This window comes from Belnapia sp. AC561, from assembly GCF_979252845.1.
Map to the genome: position 1 here is coordinate 162,989 of NZ_CEEDBP010000007.1, position 15,142 is coordinate 178,130.

The following is a 15,142-nucleotide window of genomic DNA, read 5'->3' on the forward strand; positions in this document are numbered from 1 at the left end:
CGCACAGCCGATTGCGCCGCCGATGCACCCGTGGCGCCCCTGTGCGGAGACCCGCCCGTGACCCCCACCGAAGACACCGCCCTCGCGCCGCCGCCCGATACCGACGCCGGCCCGGTTTCCCCGCCGACCCGCCCCTCGGGCTTCCTCTACAGCCCGATGTTCCCGCTCGGCGAGGATGCGACGCCCTGGCGCAAGCTGCCGATCGACGGCGTCTCGAGCCTCCAGGTCGAAGGCAAGACCGTCCTCAAGATCAGCCCCAAGGCGCTCGAGGAGCTCGCCCTCCAGGCCTGCAAGGATGTCTCCCACCTGCTGCGCCCGGGGCACCTGGCCCAGCTCGCCAAGATCCTGCAGGACCCGGAGGCCTCGGCGAACGACCGCTTCGTCGCGCTCGACCTGCTGAAGAACGCCAATATCGCCGCCGGCGGCGTGCTGCCGATGTGCCAGGACACCGGCACCGCCATCGTCTTCGGCAAGAAGGGCCAGCGCGTCTGGGTCGAGGGCGACGAGGAGGAGGCGCTGAGCTACGGCGTCCACCGCACCTATACCGAGACCAACCTGCGCTATTCCCAGATGGCGCCGCTGAACATGTTCGAGGAGGTGAATACCGGCAACAACCTCCCCGTCGACTTCTCCATCATGGCCCAGCCCGGCGAGCACCACGCCGACGAGCTGCACCTGATGTTCGTGCTGAAGGGCGGCGGCTCGGCCAACAAGACCTTCCTGTTCCAGCAGACCCGCGCGGTGCTGAACAAGCCGAAGCTGCTCGCCTTCCTCGATGAGAAGATCAAGACGCTGGGCACCAGCGCCTGCCCGCCCTACCACCTCTCCATCGTCATCGGCGGCACCAGCGCCGAGACCACGCTGAAGACGGTGAAGCTCGCCTCCACCCGCTGGCTGGACAGCCTGCCGACCGAGGGCGACCGCTCCGGCCATGCCTTCCGCGACCCGGCGCTGGAGGCTGAGGTCCACAAGCTGACCCAGAACCTCGGCATCGGCGCGCAGTTCGGCGGCAAGTACTTCTGCCACGACGTCCGCATCGTCCGGCTGCCCCGCCATGGCGCCTCGCTGCCCATCGGCATCGGCGTCTCCTGCTCGGCCGATCGGCAGATCAAGGCGAAGATCACCCCCGAGGGCGTCTTCCTCGAGCAGCTCGAGCACGACCCGGCGCAATTCCTGCCGGCCGCGACCGATGAGGTCCTCGGCGGCGACGTGGTGCGGATCGACCTGAACCAGCCGATGGCGGCCATCCGGGCGGAGCTCTCAAAGCACCCGGTGAAGACCCGCGTCTCGCTCACCGGCACCGTGGTCGTCGCCCGCGACATCGCCCATGCCAAGCTGCAGGAGCGGATCGACGCCGGGCTCGGCCTGCCCGACTACATCAAGGACCACCCGGTCTACTACGCCGGCCCGGCCAAGACGCCGGCCGGCTTCGCCACCGGCAGCTTCGGCCCGACCACGGCCGGGCGCATGGACAGCTACGTCGCCGGCTTCCAAGCCGCCGGCGGCTCGCTGGTCATGCTTGCCAAGGGCAACCGCAGCAAGGCGGTGCTGAACGCCTGCAAGCAGTATGGCGGCTTCTACCTCGGCAGCGTCGGCGGCCCCGCCGCCCGGCTGGCGCAAGACTGCATCCGCAAGGTCGAGGTGCTGGAGTATCCCGAGCTCGGCATGGAAGCGGTCTGGAAGATCGAGGTCGAGGACTTCCCCGCCTTCATCGTCGTCGACGACAAGGGCAACGACTTCTACGAAGGGCTCGAATGATGGCCCGCGTCCATATCTCCTCCGGCTCGAAGTTCGAGGAGGAAATCGGCTACTCCCGCGCCGTGGTCGATGGCGACCATGTCTGGTGCTCCGGCACCACCGGCTACGACTACGCGACGATGACCATCGTGGACGACGTCGTCGGCCAGGCGACCCAGTGCTTCGAGAACATCGCCAAGGCACTGGCCCAGGCCGGCTGCAGCCTGGACGACGTGGTCCGCGTGCTCTTCATCGTGCCGAACCGCGCCGACTGGGAGCCCTGCTGGCCCGTCATCAAGCGCTACCTCGGCACGGCAAAGCCCGCCTCCACGCTGATCCACGCCGGGCTGCAGACCGACGCCATGCGCATCGAGATCGAGGTCACCGCCCGCCTGCCCAAGGGATCCACCTGATGCGCTTCGCGGTCGACCGGCTGGACCACCTCGTCATCAATTGCCGCGACGTGGAGGTCATGGCCTCCTGGTACCAGCGCGTCCTCGGCATGGAGCGGGAGGATTTCGGCTCCCCGCCCCGCATCGCGCTGAAATTCGGCGGCCAGAAGATCAACCTGCGCCCGGTCGGCGTCCCGCAGGAGGATTGGCTGGCGGCCGAGGTGCTGGCCGCCGGCACCCAGGACCTCTGCTTCATCGTCGCCGTGGCGCCGGAGGAGATCGTCGGCCAATTCCATGCCTGCGGCGTGCGGATCGAGGCCGGTCCGGTCACCCGCACCGGCGCCCTCGGCGCCATGGGCTCGGTCTATTGCCGCGACCCCGAGGGCAACCTGATCGAGGTCTCCAGCTACTCCACCTGACGCCCTGGAACATCCTTCGGGCCTGACCCACGTTGACCTCTGCGACCCCCCATCGCAGAGGAATGCCCCCATGGCCGATACCCGCACCGAAACCGCCCAGGGCTCCGCTGGCGGAACCCGTACCGAAACCGATAGCCTCGGCAGCATCGACATCGCCGCCGAGCGCTACTGGGGGCCGCAGACGGAACGCGCCCGCCGCCTGTTCCGCATCGGCACGGAGCATTTCCCGCCCCTGCTGATCCGCGCCGTCGGCCTGCACAAATGGGCCTGCGCCGAGGCCAACGAACGCCTCGGCGAACTCGCTGGCGACCTCGCCGGCCCGATCCGCGAGGCGGCGCAGGAAATCGCCGACGGGCTGCGCGACGCCGACTTCCCGCTGCCCGTCTGGCAGACCGGCTCCGGCACCCAGACCAACATGAATGCCAACGAGGTCATCTCGAACCGCGCCAACGAGCTGCTGGGCTCCCCCTTGGGCAGCCGCAAGCCGGTGCATCCGAACGACCACGTCAACCGCGGCCAATCCTCGAACGACAACTTCCCCACCATGATGCACATCGCCGCCGCCGAGGCGGTGGAGGGGCGCCTCATCCCGGCACTCGGCCATCTCCATGCCGCGCTCTGGCGCCGGTCGGAGGAATGGGCCGACATCATCAAGATCGGCCGCACCCATCTGATGGATGCGGTGCCGGTCACCCTCGGCCAGGAATTCGGCGGCTGGGCGCGGCAGGTCGAACTCGGGATCGAGCGGCTGCGCGGCGTGATGCCGCGGCTGCTCTCGGTCCCCCAGGGCGGCACCGCGGTCGGCACCGGCCTCAACCGCCATGCCGACTTCGATAAGGTCTTCTGCGAGATCCTGGCCGAGCGCGCCGGCCTCGCCTTCACCCCCAATCCGAACAAGTTCGAGGGCATGGGCGCGCATGACGCCTTCGTCGAGCTGCAGGGGGTGATGAACACCATCGCCGTCTCGCTGAACAAGATCGCCAACGACATCCGCCTGCTCGGCAGCGGCCCGCGCTCCGGCTTCTCCGAGCTGGTGGTGCCGGCCGATGGCCTGTCCAGCAGCATCATGCCGGGCAAGACCAATCCGACCCAGTCGGAGGCGATGACCATGGTCGCCGCCCAGGTCATGGGCAACACCACCACCGTCACCGTCGCCGGCGCCCAGGGTCACCTCGAGCTCAACGTCTTCAAGCCGGTCATCATCTTCGCCGTGCTGCAATCGGCGACCCTGCTGGCCGATGTCTCCGAGAGCTTCGCCGAGCACATGGTCCTGAAGCTGGAGCCGAACCGCGAGCGCATCGCCGAGAACCTGGCGAAATCGCTGATGCTGGTGACCGCGCTGAACCCACGCATCGGCTACGACAAGGCCGTCGCCATCGGCAAGAAGGCGCTGGCCGAGAACCTCACCCTGCGCGATGCGGCCGACAAGCTCGGCTTCGTCACGCCGGAGGATTTCGACCGCTGGGTCCGGCCGGAGGACATGGTCGCCCCCGGCGCGACGCTGGATGGCTGAAGCCGGCCACCTGCGGAAACGCAGCTTCCAGCTTGCCGGCCACCGCACCTCGGTGGCGCTGGAGCCGGAATTCTGGGCGGTGCTGGAAGCCGTCGCCGCCCGGCGCGGCCATAGCCTGGCCGGGCTGGTGACGGCGATCGATACCGCCCGGATGCCGACGGACCAGCCGCTCGCCAGCGCCCTCCGCGTCTTCGCCCTGGCCGAGCGGGACTGACGCCCTCAGCGCGTCCGGGACGGCGCCGAGACGCCACCCCCACCGCCGTTGCCGCTGGAAAGCGTCGCCGCCAGCAGCGCCGCGGCGGCCCCCAGCGGCAGGGCCACCAGCAAGGGCGAGACATCCGGCTGCGGCGGCGCCATCGGCAGGCCGTAGCTGCGCCGGACCCGCCGCACCGCCGGCGGCTGCCCCAGCGGCGCCGCGCCCCGGGCGGGAATGACCACGCTCGCCTCCGCCGGCACCACCACGGGCTGGTGCTGCGCCAGCGCCGCCTCCGGCAAGGCCAGGGCAACCATCAGGACGGCGATCGATCGATAACGGATCATACCGATTATCTGCGCGTCCCGGCGCCCCTCGCGCAAGCCTTTTTCAGCGCCGCCCGAGCATCGACCGCGCGATGATCAGCCGCATCACCTCGTTCGTCCCCTCCAGGATGCGATGCACCCGCAGGTCGCGGACGATCTTCTCGATCCCGTATTCCGCCAGGTAGCCATAGCCGCCGAGCAGCTGCAGCGCGTCGTCGGCCACCTTGTGGCAGGTATCCGTCACGAAACGCTTGGCCATGGCGCAGAAGGCGGTGGCATCCGGTGCCCTGGCGTCCAGCTTGGCGCAGGCCCGCCACAGCAGGGTGCGGCAGGCCTCCAGCTCGGTCCGCATGTCGGCCAAGCGGAACTGGGTATTCTGGAAATCCGCCACCGCCTTGCCGAAGGCCCGGCGTTCCTGGACATAGGCCAGCGCCTTGTCCACCGCCGCCTGTGCCCCGCCGAGCGAGCAGGCCGCGATGTTCAGCCGCCCGCCATCCAGCCCGGCCATGGCGAAGCGGAAGCCCTGCCCTTCCTCGCCGAGAAGCGCCTCCGCCGGCACCCGGGCGCCGTCGAAGATCACGGAACGGGTCGGCTGGGCATTCCAACCCATCTTCTTCTCATTCGCCCCGAAGCTCAGCCCCGGCGTCTCCTTCGGGATCAGCAGCGCGGAGACGCCGCCCGGCCCCTCGCCGCCGGTCCGCACCATGGTCAGGTACAGGTCGGAGACCCCGGCGCCCGAGATGAATTGCTTGGTCCCGTCCAGCACGTAGTGGTCGCCGTCCCGCACCGCCCGGGTCCGCAGCGCCGCGGCATCGGAGCCCGAGCCCGGCTCGGTGAGCGCATAGCTGGCGACCATCCGCATCGGGATCAGTTCGGGAAGGTACCGCGCCCGCTGCGCATCGTTGCCGAAGCGGTCGATCATCCAGGCGACCATGTTGTGGATCGACAGATAGGCCGACACGGTGGGGCAGCCCATCGCCAGCGCCTCGAACACCACCGCCGCATCCAGCCGGCTCAGGCCCGCGCCGCCCGATTCCTCCCGCACGTACAGCGCTGCCATGCCCAGGGCGGCGGCGGCCCGCATCTCCTCGACCGGGAAATGCCGCGCCTGGTCCCAGTCCAGGGCATGCGGCGCCAGGGTGTCCATGGCGAAGCCCAGCGCCGTCTCGCGCAGCTCCCGCGTCGCTTCCGGCAGTTCGAAGGCCTGTTCCAGCGGCATGTCGTTCCTCCTCGTAGCGGTATCCTCCCCTCGGGGCGGCGCCGTCCAGCGCCACGAGGGTCAGCCTTGACGTCGATGGGGCACGGCCGGGAGTATCGCCACCCGATCCCCGAGGACCGCACCATGGCACCCGCCGAGCCGCCCGGCGCCCCATCGCCGGGGATACGCCGGATCGGCATCATCGCCCAGGTCGATATCCCCGAGGATTGCGCGGCGGCCGAGGCGTGGTTGGAGCACTCGGCCAGCCGCCTCACCTATGTCTCGGAGCAGGAGGGCTGCGGCTGCTGCATCCTGCTCTGGACCGTGGCGGGGCCGGAGGCGGTCATCGCCAGCCTGCCCGACCGGCTGCGCTGCGACTCCGACGATGCCCCGCCGCCACCGCCGCCCGGCCTCCGGCACCGCCTCCTGGCGGGCCTCGGCCGGTGGTGGTTCCGGCGCTGACGGCCTATTCCGCCGCCATCGCCAGCACCGGCTGCGTCACCGCCGCCTCCAGCTCCGCCATCCTGGCCCGGGTCGCCGCGGCATTGCGGGCCTTGATCGGGCCATAGCCCTTGATCCCCGCCGCCGCCTCGGCCCAGGTGCAGATCGCCGCATGGCTGTCGGTCGACAGCAGCGCCAGCAGCCGCTCGACGCCGGCGCGGTACTCGCCCGGCAGCGCCCGCTCCATCCGCCGCTCCTCGGTGCGGCCGAAGGGGTCGAGCGCGGTGCCGCGCAGCGCCTTGCCATGGCGCAGCATCCCCATCGCCTTCAGCATCCAGGGGCCGAAGACCATCTTGCGGGGCTGCCCGGTCACCGGGTCCAGCTTGGCCAGCAGCGGCGGCGCCAGGTTCAGCTCGACGCGCTGGGTGCCGGTGAAGTGGCTGGCCAGGTGTGCCTGCCACTCCGGCAGGTTGTGCAGCCGCGCCACCTCGTACTCGTCCTTGTAGGCCATGAGCCGGTAGAGCTGGCTGGCCACCGCCCGCGTCAGCCGCTCCTCGCCCGGGACGATGCGCGCCTCGGTCGCGCGGACCTTGGCGACGAAGTCGGCATAGCCGCGGGCATAGCCGGCATTCTGGTAGTCCGTCAGGTCGGCCACGCGCCGGGCGACCAGCGCCTCGACCGTCTCCGCCTCGGGCGAGATCGGCAGCGGCGGCGCCAGCGCCGCGGCCCGGCCCAGGGCGAAGGCCGCCTTGTTGCGCTCGATCTGCGCCCCGTTCAGCTCCAGCGCCCGGTTGATCGCCTCGCTGCTCAGCGGCACCAGCCCGTTCTGGAAGGCGATGCCGAGCAGCCAGACGTTCAGGTAGATCAGGTCGCCGAAGGCTTCCTCGATCACCTGCACGCCGGGGACCATCAGCACCTCCCGGCAGGCCTTGCGCACGCTGGCCAGCATGCCCGGCCGGTCGTAGCGCGTGCTGGTATCGAGCACGAATTGCGCCGTCGGCTGCAGATCGGCGTTCAGCACCGCGACGGTCCGGTCGGCGCCGAGCAGCGGCCGCGCCGTCCGCCCCTGCGCCACCACCATGTCGGCCGAGAGCAACAGGTCGGCCTGGCCCATGCCGATGCGCGGCGCCTCGATCGTCTCCGGCGCCGCCCCCACGCGGCCGATGCGCAGCTGGCCGAAGACGCCGCCGCCCTTCTGCGCCAGCCCCAGCATCTCGACCGACCGCACCGGCCGGCCTTCCAGATGCCCGGCCATGCCGAGGATGGCGGACAGCGCCGTCACCCCCTGCCCGCCGACGCCGGCGAGCAGGATGTTCCAGGCCGGCTCGCCCTCGCGCGGCTCGGCCCGCACCGGCTCCGGCAGGTCCGTCACCGTCTGCGGCACCGGCTTCTTCACCGGCTCGGCGCCGAGCAGGGTCACGAAGGAGGGGCAGAAGCCCTCCACGCAGCTCAAATCCTGGTTGCAGGCGCTCTGGTCGATGGCGCGCTTGCGGCCGAACTCGGTCTCGATCGGCTCCACCGCCAGGCAGTTGGAGGTGCGGGAGCAATCGCCGCAATCCTCACAGACGCGCGGATTGATCGCCACGCGCCTGGTCGCCACCGCCTGCGTGCCACGCTTGCGCTTGCGGCGCCGCTCCGTCGCGCATTGCTGGTCGTAGATCAGCACCGTCACGCCGGGAATATCGCGCAGCTCCCGCTGCACCGTATCGAGGTCGCGCCGGTCGCGGTACTCCGTGCCCTTCGGCATCCGCGCATCGGACTGGTGCCGCTCCGGATCGTCGGAGACGACGACGATCTTCGCCGCGCCCTCCGCGCCCATCTGCGCCGCGATCTCCGGCACGCCCAGCTCGCCCTCGGGCGTCTGGCCGCCGGTCATGGCGACGGCGCTGTTGACCAGGATCTTGTAGGTGATGTTGGCATTGGCCGCGATCGCCTGGCGGATGGCGAGGCTGCCCGAATGGGCATAGGTGCCGTCGCCGAGATTGGCGAACATATGCTTCTCGGAGACGAAGGGCGCCTGGCCGAGCCACAGCATCCCCTCGGCCCCCATGTGGGTGAACAGGTCGGTGCTGCGATCCATGTAGATCGCCAGCGTATGGCAGCCGATGCCGGCCATGGCATGGCTGCCCTCGGGCACCCGCGTGGAGGTGTTGTGCGGACACCCTGGGCAGAAATGCGGGGTGCGGTCATGCACCGGCGCCGGCTGCAGGCCGGCCAGCGCATCCAGCTCGGCGATGCGCGCCTTCAGCTGATCCGTCCGCAACGCCTCCGGCAGGCGCGCGGCCAGCGCCCGCAGCACCGCGCCGGTATCCAGCTCGGTCAGGTCGGAGAGCAGGCGGCGGCCCTGCTCGTCGGTCTTGCCGGTGATCCGCGGCCGGTCGGTGCCATGGTAGAGCGCGTCGCGCAGCTGCGGCTCGATCACCGGGCGGCGGTCCTCGACCACCATGATTTCCTCGAGCCCCTGCGCGAATTCCCGCGCCGCGATCTGGTCCAGCGGCCAGGCCAGCCCGACCTTCCAGATCCGCAAGCCGCCCATCCGGGCGACCTCGTCGGTGATGCCGGCGTCGTGCAGCGCCTGCCGCAGGGTCGCATAGCCCCGGCCCCGCGCGGCGATGCCGAAGCGGGCCTTCGGGCTGTCCAGCACGATCGGGTTCAGCCCGTTCAGCCGGGCGAAGGCCAGCGCCGCCGGCAGCTTCACCTGCCGCAGCCGCTGCTCCTGCGGGATGGCATGGTCCCGCAGCCGGATGTGCACGCCATCGGATGGAAAGGCGAACTCGGGGATCACCGCCGAGTAGGCCGCCGGATCGACGAGCACCGAGGCCGAGCCGTCCATCGTCTCGGCGACGCATTTCATCCCGACCCAGAGCCCGGCGAAGCGCGACATGTCGATCGCCTTCAGGCCGAACTCCATGATCTCCTGGACGCCGGCCGGGTCCAGCACCGGCATCTCCACATCCATGAAGCTGTATTCGCAGCCCGAGGTGATGGTCGACGACTTGCAGGAGGGATCGTCGCCGGCCAGCGCCAGCACGCCGCCGCGCGGCGCGGTCCCGGCGCTATTGGCATGCCGCAGCGCATCGCCGCTGCGATCGACGCCCGGCCCCTTGCCGTACCAGATGCCGAAGACCCCATCGACCGTCTGGTTGCCATACAGCGCCACCTGCTGGCTGCCCCAGACCGCGGTCGCCGCCAGGTCCTCGTTCAGCGCCGGGCGGACGATGATATTGGCCTCGGCCAGCCGCTTGGCCTGCTTCTGCAATTGCTGGTCGTAGGTGCCGAGCGGCGAGCCGCGGTAGCCGCTGATATAGCCCCCGGTATTCCAGCCGAGCTGCTTGTCGAGCTGATGGCGCAGCAGCGGCAGCCGGACCAGGGCCTGCACGCCAGTGAGCAGCAAGGTCTCGCCGGATTTGTCCCAGCGGTCTTCGAGCGTCGCTTCGGGGCGTTGAATAGAGCCCATGGGTCCGTCTCCTGCACCTTTTGAGGGAATGTCGGGCCGCGCGGGCGCGGCGGCAATCCCCCCTGTCAGGGGAAAGGATGCGCTGGGATCGGCAGGGTTTCCTGCCGTAGTTCATTGTGCAGTGCCGAAGGGACAGCAGATCCTTCTGCGTTATGCCCTGGCGGCAGCAGCCGGATGCGGCGCGGCCAGGCGCGGCCCGGCCCCGAAGAGCTTCTCCCGGTAGGTGCCGCTCGCGTAGTCGCGCTTATAGGCCCCCCGCTCCTGCAGGATCGGCACCACCAGGTCGACCACGCTCTCCAGCCCCTCCGGCATCACCGTGCGGGACAGGTTGAAGCCATCGACGTCGGCCGCCTCGGCGAAATCGATCAGCGCCTGGGCCACCTGCTCCGCGCTGCCGGTGATCGGCCGCTGCCGGCTGCCGAGGATGAACTGGTCGATCATCTGCCGCTTGGTCCAGCAGGGGCCGAAGACCCGCCGCATCGCCTCCACGTTGGAGCTGATGGCATCCGTCGCCGCCACCGCGATCGGCTCATCCATGGCGAAGCGGTCGAAGTCGATCCCCAGCGAGGCTGCGGCATGGGCCAGCGCCCCCTCGACGCTGGCATGGCTCCGGTATTCGGCCAGCAGCTCCTGCGCCTCCGCCTCGGTCCGCCCCACCACCAGGGTCGCCCCGGCAAAGACCCGGATCGGCCGTGGCGCCGCCCGTGCCCGGAGGTCGGCCACCAGCCGCGCCACGTCGGCCGGCCGGCCGGCATTGACGAAGACGCATTCGGCATGGCGCGCGGCGAATTCCCGCCCGCGGTCCGAGGCCCCGGCCTGGTACAGCACCGGCGTCCGCTGCGGCGATGGCTCGACCAGGCTCGGCCCCCTGCCCTCGATCCCCCGCACCCGGGCGGGGTCGGCATAGACCCCGGCGGCGCGGTCCCGCACCACCGCATCATCCGCCCAGCTTCCCTCCCACAGGCCGTAGACCGTCCGCATGAAGGCCTCGGCCGCGTCGTAGCGGTCGTCGTGCTTCAGCTGGCGGTCCAGCCCCATCGCCCGCGCCGCGCTGTCGAGGTAGCCGGTGACGATGTTCCAGCCGATCCGCCCGCGCGTCAGGTGGTCCAACGTGCCCATCCGCCGGGCAAACAGGTACGGCGCCTCGTAGGTCAGGTTGCAAGTGACGCCGAAGCCCAGGTGCCGCGTCACCGCCGCCATGGCCGGCACCAGCAGCAGCGGGTCCAGCAGCGGGATCTGCACCGCGTTGCGGATCGCCGCATCCGGACTGCCGCCCAGCACATCGTAGACGCCCACCACATCGGCCAGGAACAGCCCGTCGAACAGACCCCGCTCCAGGGTCCGGGCCATGTCCATCCAGTAGTCGATGGAGGTGTACGCGATGGAGCGGTCGCGCGGATGCGTCCACATCCCGTGCTGGATATGGCCGACGCAGGCCATGTCGAAGGCGTTCAGGCGGATTTCGCGGGTCATGCCGCCAGGCGTAGCATGGCGCATGGACGCAATCGACCGGCGGATTCTCCGCGCCCTCCACCGCAACGCCCGGCTGACCAATGCCGAGCTGGCGGAGGAGGTCGGCCTCTCCCCCTCCCCCTGCTGGACCCGGGTGAAGCGGCTGGAGGCGGCCGGGGTCATCAAGGGCTATGTCGCCATCCTCGACCAGGCGGCGCTCGGCCTGCCGGACACCGTCATCATCGAGGTGATGATGGAGCGCCACGACGAGGAGAGCCTCCGCCGCTTCGAGCAGGCGGTGACCGAGATGCCGGAGGTGGTGGAGGCCTGGCTGGTCACCGGCGAATACGACTACGTCATCAAGGCCGCGGTCGGCGGCACCGCGGGGTACGAGCGCCTGCTGCGGGAGAAGCTCTACCGCCTTCCCGGCGTCCGCCACACCCGCAGCAGCTTCACGCTGCGCAACCTGAAGCAGGCCTGGACGCCCGCACCCTAGAACAGCCAGGCCTCCCCCGCCGGGTGGCTCGCCGCCGCCACCGGCCCGCCGGTCAGCCCGCCCGTCCCCATGTGCCAGGCCGCGCTGCCGCCCAGCGCCTGCGCCACCCAATGCCCATCCACCGCCGCATGGGCCGCCAGTGCCTCGGCCGAGCCCGCGACATCCGCGACCAGCTGCGCCCGCGACACGCCGGAGGCCAGGCGCCCCACTTGCAAGGCCAGTTCCGCCGCATCCGGCGCCCGGTCCAGCGCCGCCTGATACAGCCCGGTCACCAGCCCCGCGTCATCCAGCCCCGCCAGGGCCGTGGGCAGCATCGCCGCCGCCAGCTCCACCCAGCCTTGCCCCGCCTGCAGCTGGTCGAGGATCGCCCCAAGCGCCGCACCCTGCGCCGCACCCTGCTCCGCCCCGGCCCCGGTCCCGACGCCCGCCACCGAAGCCTGCAGCGCCGCCGCCCGCACCGTCGCCCCGCTCGGGTCGAAGTCCACCCAGCCATCCGCCAGCTGCAGCTTCTGCACGGAGGGCAGCCAGACCTCGCCGCCCTGGGCGAGCATGAGCTGGCGGATGTCCTCCCCATAGGTATTGGCCGCGGTCACATCCCGCGCCTCATGCAGGGCCACCACCCGCTGCGGCTCGGTCAGGCTGAAGCCGTGCTGCGGCGTCTCCGCCGCCACCACCGCCACTGCGCTCTCCTGCGCGCCCGGATCGGTCACCGTCAGGTTGAGGGTGAAGGCGGCGCTCTGCCGGCCATCCGAGACATTGATGAAGAGCGGATGGCTCGGCATCTCGTCCAGCCCGAGGCTGATCCCGTCCCGCAGCTTCAGCGTGCTGCCCACCACCTCGAAGCGCCAGTCGTCCTCGGCCGAGAAGCTGAAGGAGAAGGGCCCGGCGGAATCCGGGTCGGTGACCGCCAGGGTGCCGATGGTGCTGCCGATCGCCCCCGCCACCACCGTCCCGCCGGTGGCGAAGCGCAGGCTGTCCGGCGGCGTGTCGTCCTGGTCGATGACGGCGACGCGGTAGGTGGTGGTCGGGGTCTGCCGGCTGCCGTCGTCGAAGACGAAGCGCATCCCGAAGACGAGCTGCGGCTGGGTGTGGCCGGCGGCGAAGGATTCGAAGTCGATCGGCGCCGCGACATCCAGGGTCGCCAGTTGCAGCACCGCATCCCAATGCGCCGAGAAATTCAGCGCCGCGGCACCGGTCAGCTCGATCGCGGTCAGGCGGGCGGTATCGCCGGTCAGGGTCAGGCCGGCGACCCAGGCGCCCAGCCCGGTCCCCTCCCGGATCGTATTGGGAATGACGCCGGAAACCTGGACGCTGGGCATGATTTCGGGTCCTGTCACAACTGACAGGACCGTTTTAGAAAACCGGGATTACGCAACAATAAATGAGACGACGACCCATGGGGTGATCATTGTCCGCATGTGTCACGCCGCACGGGACATGTCCCGGGCCCGCGCGGCCGGTTCCGCCGCCCCGGCCTTTGCCCTAGCATCCCATACCATCCACCCCGGACGAGGATCAGCCGGCCCATGCTGGACCTGCGCGCGCATTTCTCGACCAGCCTCGGCGCCGACCCGGCCCGGCTGCACTTCACCGCCCATAGCCACCACCCCTGGCCGGAGGTCAGCCGCGCCGCGCATCTGGCGGCCTGGGAGGATGCGGCCAGCCTGCTCAGCGGCAAGTGGCAGGGGGTGCTCGGCCCGCACTGGCAGGCAGCCCAGCGCCATGTCGCCGGCCACCTGCGCCTGCCGGACCCCGCGACCCTGGTCTTCGCCCCCAATACCCAGGAATTCGTGGTCCGCCTGCTGTCCTGCCTGCCGGCCCACCGGCGGCCGCGCATCCTCACCACCGACGGCGAATTCCACAGCTTCGCCCGCCAAGTCGCCCGGCTGGAGGAGGACGGCCTGCTCGCCGTCACCCGCATCCCGGCCGAGCCCGGCCGCGACTGCCTGCCGCGCCTGATCGAGGCCGCCCGCCAGGGCTTCGACATGATCTGGGTCAGCGAGGTCTTCTTCACCTCGGGCGCGGCCCTGACGGGCCTCGACGCCCTGGCCGAGGCCGCCGGCGAGGCCATCCTGGTGGTGGATGGCTACCACGCCTTCATGGCCCGGCCGGTGGATCTCTCGGCCATCGCCGGCCGCGCCTTCTACCTGGCCGGCGGCTACAAATACGCCATGGCCGGGGAAGGCGCCTGCTTCCTGCATTGCCCGCCGGGCTGGCTGCCGCGGCCGCGGTCCACCGGCTGGTATGCCGGCGGCGCCGAGACCCCCATCGCCTATGCCGAGGATGCCTACCGCTTCATGGGCTCCACCTTCGACCCCTCCGGCCTCTACCGGCTGAATGCGGTCATGGGCTGGCTGGCCGGGCTCGGGGTGGATGCCGCGGCCATCCATGCCCATGCCCTGGCGCTGCAGGCCCGCTTCGTCGCCGGGTTGCCCGCGGGTGGCCTCGACCCCACGCGCCTCGTGGTGCCGGTCAGCGACCCGGCCCGCGGCAATTTCCTCGCCTTCGATCTCGACGACGCCGAGGCCCTCCAGGCCCGCCTCGCCGCCGCCGGTATCGTCACCGACCGCCGCGGCCGCCGCCTCCGCATCGGCTTCGGCCTCTACCACACCGCCGAGGAGGTGGACCGGCTGCTCGACCGGCTCGGCTCAGTGTAGCGTCGGGTCCAGCCGGTCCCGCAGCCAGTCGCCCAGCACCGAGACCGAGAAGGTCGTCAGCACGATCACCCCGGCCGGCGACAGCAGGATCCACGGCGCCCGCGTCAGGTATTCCCGCCCATAGCCCACCATGGAGCCCAGCGAGGTCTCCGGCGGCTGCACCCCGAGCCCGAGGAAGGACAGCCCGCTTTCCAGCAGGATGATCTCCGGGAAGGCCAGGGTCATCGAGACGATCAGGGTCGAGGCGATGTTCGGCAGCACATGCCGCCCATAGATCCGCCAGGGCGAGGCGCCGAGCTGCCGCACCGCCGCCGCATAGCCCTGCGCGCCGGCCGAGATCGCCAGCCCGCGGGCGATCCGCGCATAGCGCTCCCAAGCATGCAGCCCCAGCAGACATACGAACAGCGTCAGCGAATTGCCGAAGAAGGCCAGCACCGAGAGCGCCAGGATCAGGAAGGGCAGGCTGGCCGAGAAATCCACCAGCGCCAGCACCACCTGCTCGACGAAGCCGCGGAAATGCGCCGCGAGGAAGCCGAGCGTCGTCCCGACGACCGCCCCGATGATGGTCGCCCCGAAGGCGATCAGCAGGCTCATGCGGATCGAGTAGACCAGCCGGGAAAGCACGTCCCGCCCCAGCTCATCCGTCCCCAGCGGATGCAGCGCCACCCCGCCGAAGCCGATCGGCGGCGACAGCCGGTTCCGCAGGTCGAGCGCGGTATAGGCATAGGGGCTGACCACATCGGCCAGCAGCGCGATGCCGAGCATCAGCAGCAGCCAGGCCCCGGCGAAGGCCACCAGCGCCGGCAGCCGCCGCCGCGCCGCCGGCGGCGCGAGGGTGATCGGCAGGGAAACGTCCGACAT

14 protein-coding genes are annotated in these 15,142 nt (G+C 70.7%); 8 read left to right on the forward strand and 6 right to left on the reverse strand.

What is annotated here, in order from left to right; genetic code table 11:
• Positions 1–156: 156 nt before the first annotated feature.
• From AC0IW9_RS08540 to AC0IW9_RS08560, 5 genes are all read left to right on the forward strand, one after another.
• Positions 157–1,758: a fumarate hydratase gene (locus tag AC0IW9_RS08540; RefSeq protein WP_471647840.1), complete on the forward strand. Its 1,602-nt coding sequence runs from the start codon at positions 157–159 to the stop codon at positions 1,756–1,758.
• Positions 1,755–2,150: a RidA family protein gene (locus tag AC0IW9_RS08545; RefSeq protein WP_471647796.1), complete on the forward strand. Its 396-nt coding sequence runs from the start codon at positions 1,755–1,757 to the stop codon at positions 2,148–2,150. Before AC0IW9_RS08540 ends, AC0IW9_RS08545 begins: the two co-directional genes overlap by 4 nt.
• Positions 2,150–2,548, forward strand: coding sequence for a VOC family protein (locus AC0IW9_RS08550; protein ID WP_471647797.1), 399 nt, complete (start codon positions 2,150–2,152; stop codon positions 2,546–2,548). The genes AC0IW9_RS08545 and AC0IW9_RS08550 overlap by 1 nt, the downstream gene beginning before the upstream one ends.
• A gap of 70 nt (positions 2,549–2,618) precedes the next feature.
• A complete protein-coding gene (locus AC0IW9_RS08555; protein WP_471647798.1) occupies positions 2,619–4,061 on the forward strand; it encodes a class II fumarate hydratase in 1,443 nt (480 codons plus the stop codon).
• Positions 4,054–4,275 carry a ribbon-helix-helix domain-containing protein gene (locus AC0IW9_RS08560; protein WP_471647799.1) on the forward strand — a complete coding sequence of 74 codons (222 nt, stop codon included), beginning with the start codon at positions 4,054–4,056 and terminating at the stop codon, positions 4,273–4,275. Before AC0IW9_RS08555 ends, AC0IW9_RS08560 begins: the two co-directional genes overlap by 8 nt.
• Positions 4,276–4,280: 5 nt before the next feature.
• On the opposite strand, the gene AC0IW9_RS08565 is transcribed toward AC0IW9_RS08560, so the two are convergent.
• Positions 4,281–4,601 (reverse strand): hypothetical protein, encoded by a 321-nt coding sequence (locus AC0IW9_RS08565; RefSeq protein WP_471647800.1) that lies wholly within the window; start codon positions 4,599–4,601, stop codon positions 4,281–4,283.
• Between the two features lie 43 nt (positions 4,602–4,644).
• A complete protein-coding gene (locus AC0IW9_RS08570) occupies positions 4,645–5,799 on the reverse strand; it encodes an acyl-CoA dehydrogenase family protein (RefSeq protein ID WP_471647801.1) in 1,155 nt (384 codons plus the stop codon).
• 66 nt (positions 5,800–5,865) lie between these two features.
• On the opposite strand from AC0IW9_RS08570, the gene AC0IW9_RS08575 reads away from it, so the two are divergent.
• Positions 5,866–6,240 carry a hypothetical protein gene (locus AC0IW9_RS08575; RefSeq protein ID WP_471647802.1) on the forward strand — a complete coding sequence of 125 codons (375 nt, stop codon included), beginning with the start codon at positions 5,866–5,868 and terminating at the stop codon, positions 6,238–6,240.
• A gap of 4 nt (positions 6,241–6,244) precedes the next feature.
• Here AC0IW9_RS08575 and AC0IW9_RS08580 read toward each other — a convergent pair whose 3' ends face one another.
• Both AC0IW9_RS08580 and AC0IW9_RS08585 read right to left on the reverse strand, forming a co-directional pair.
• Complete coding sequence (locus AC0IW9_RS08580) at positions 6,245–9,676, reverse strand: indolepyruvate ferredoxin oxidoreductase family protein (protein ID WP_471647803.1); 3,432 nt, start codon at positions 9,674–9,676, stop codon at positions 6,245–6,247.
• A 150-nt stretch (positions 9,677–9,826) separates the two neighbouring features.
• Entirely contained in the window at positions 9,827–11,149 is a 1,323-nt protein-coding gene (locus tag AC0IW9_RS08585; protein WP_471647804.1) for an LLM class flavin-dependent oxidoreductase, read from the reverse strand.
• A gap of 22 nt (positions 11,150–11,171) precedes the next feature.
• Here AC0IW9_RS08585 and AC0IW9_RS08590 point away from each other — a divergent pair, with 22 nt between their 5' ends.
• A complete protein-coding gene (locus AC0IW9_RS08590; protein ID WP_471647805.1) occupies positions 11,172–11,624 on the forward strand; it encodes an Lrp/AsnC family transcriptional regulator in 453 nt (150 codons plus the stop codon).
• Here AC0IW9_RS08590 and AC0IW9_RS08595 read toward each other — a convergent pair.
• Complete coding sequence (locus AC0IW9_RS08595; protein ID WP_471647806.1) at positions 11,621–12,943, reverse strand: DUF4214 domain-containing protein; 1,323 nt, start codon at positions 12,941–12,943, stop codon at positions 11,621–11,623. The two genes, AC0IW9_RS08590 and AC0IW9_RS08595, sit on opposite strands and share 4 nt — an antisense overlap.
• Positions 12,944–13,150: 207 nt before the next feature.
• Here AC0IW9_RS08595 and AC0IW9_RS08600 point away from each other — a divergent pair, with 207 nt between their 5' ends.
• On the forward strand, positions 13,151–14,281 hold the full coding sequence (locus AC0IW9_RS08600) for an aminotransferase class V-fold PLP-dependent enzyme (protein ID WP_471647807.1): 1,131 nt from the start codon (positions 13,151–13,153) through the stop codon (positions 14,279–14,281).
• Here the strand turns inward: AC0IW9_RS08600 and AC0IW9_RS08605 are convergent.
• Complete coding sequence (locus tag AC0IW9_RS08605) at positions 14,273–15,142, reverse strand: ABC transporter permease (RefSeq protein WP_471647808.1); 870 nt, start codon at positions 15,140–15,142, stop codon at positions 14,273–14,275. The two genes, AC0IW9_RS08600 and AC0IW9_RS08605, sit on opposite strands and share 9 nt — an antisense overlap.